The sequence below is a fragment of the Micromonospora sp. NPDC051296 genome (assembly GCF_040682255.1).
GTDB lineage: Bacteria > Actinomycetota > Actinomycetes > Mycobacteriales > Micromonosporaceae > Micromonospora > Micromonospora craterilacus.
The window spans coordinates 1-1,392 of sequence record NZ_JBFBAO010000664.1; the positions used below are offsets into that span (position 1 = coordinate 1).

The window sequence follows — 1,392 nt, forward strand, 5'->3', positions numbered from 1 at the left end:
GCCACGTCCGTGCCGGTGCCCATGGCTAGGCCGAGGTCGGCCTGGGCGAGCGCGGCGGCGTCGTTGACCCCGTCGCCGACCATCGCCACCGCTCGGCCCTTGGCCTGCAACCGGGCGACCACGTCGACCTTCTCGGCGGGCAGCACCTCCGCGATCACCTCGTCGATGCCGACCTCGGCGGCCACCGCCCGGGCGACGGTGGTGTTGTCGCCGGTGAGCAGCACCGGGGTCAGGCCGAGCGCGCGCAGCCGCCGTACCGCCTCGCGGCTGGTCGGCTTGACCTGGTCGGCCACGGCGAGCATTCCCCGGGCCCGACCGTCCCAACCGACCAGCACGGCCGTGCGTCCGGCGGCCTCCGCGTCGGTCGCCGCCCGTGCGAGGTCGTCCGGTACGACCAGATCCCGCTCGCGCAGCAGCCGGGGTCGGCCCAACAGCACCTGACGGCCGTCCACCGTGCCGGTCACGCCCAGCCCCTCGACGTTGGCGAAGCCGGTGACCGGCGGCAGGTTGCCCACCTCGGCGGCACCGGTCACGACCGCCCGGGCCACCGGGTGCTCGGATCCGGACTCCAGGGCGGCGGCCAGCCGGAGCACCTCGGCGCGCTGCTCGCCCTCGCCGGGTGTCACGTCGAGCAGGGTCATCCGGCCGGTGGTCACCGTGCCGGTCTTGTCCAGCACGACGGTGTCCACCCGCCGGGTGGACTCCAGCGCCTCCGGTCCCTTGATCAGAACGCCGAGCTGGGCACCACGCCCGGTGCCGACCAGCAGCGCGGTCGGCGTGGCCAGGCCGAGCGCGCACGGGCAGGCGATGATCAGGACCGCCACCGCCGCGGTGAACGCGGCGGTCGGTCCGGCCCCGCTGCCCAGCCACCAGCCCAGCGTGCCGGCGGCCAGTGCGATCACGATCGGTACGAAGACCCCCGAGATGCGGTCCGCGAGCCGCTGCGCGGCGGCCTTGCCGGTCTGCGCCTGCTCGACCAGCCGGGCCATCTGGGCCAGTTGGGTGTCGGCGCCGACCCGGGTGGCGGTTACCACCAGTCGGCCACCGGCGTTGACGCAGCCGCCGACCACGCTGTCGCCCACCCCGACCTCGACCGGCACCGACTCGCCGGTCACCATGCTGGCGTCGACCGCCGAGGTGCCCTCGTGCACCGTCCCGTCGGTGGCGATCTTCTCGCCGGGCCGCACCACGAACCGGTCCCCCACCGCGAGCTGGTCGACCGGGATCCGGGTCTCCACCCCGCCGCGCAGCACCGAGACGTCCTTGGCACCCAACTCCAGCAGGGCCCGCAGCGCCGCCCCCGCGGTCCGCTTCGAACGGGCCTCGAAGTACCGGCCGGCGAGGATGAACGTGGTCACCCCGGCCGCCGCCTCCAGGTAGATGTTTCCCGCG

Annotated in this window: 1 protein-coding gene; it reads right to left on the reverse strand. The window is 75.0% G+C overall.

The features are described from left to right. Positions 1 to 1,392 (reverse strand): heavy metal translocating P-type ATPase (locus AB0M52_RS33965; RefSeq protein WP_363961992.1); only part of this gene is annotated, 1,392 nt, incomplete at both ends.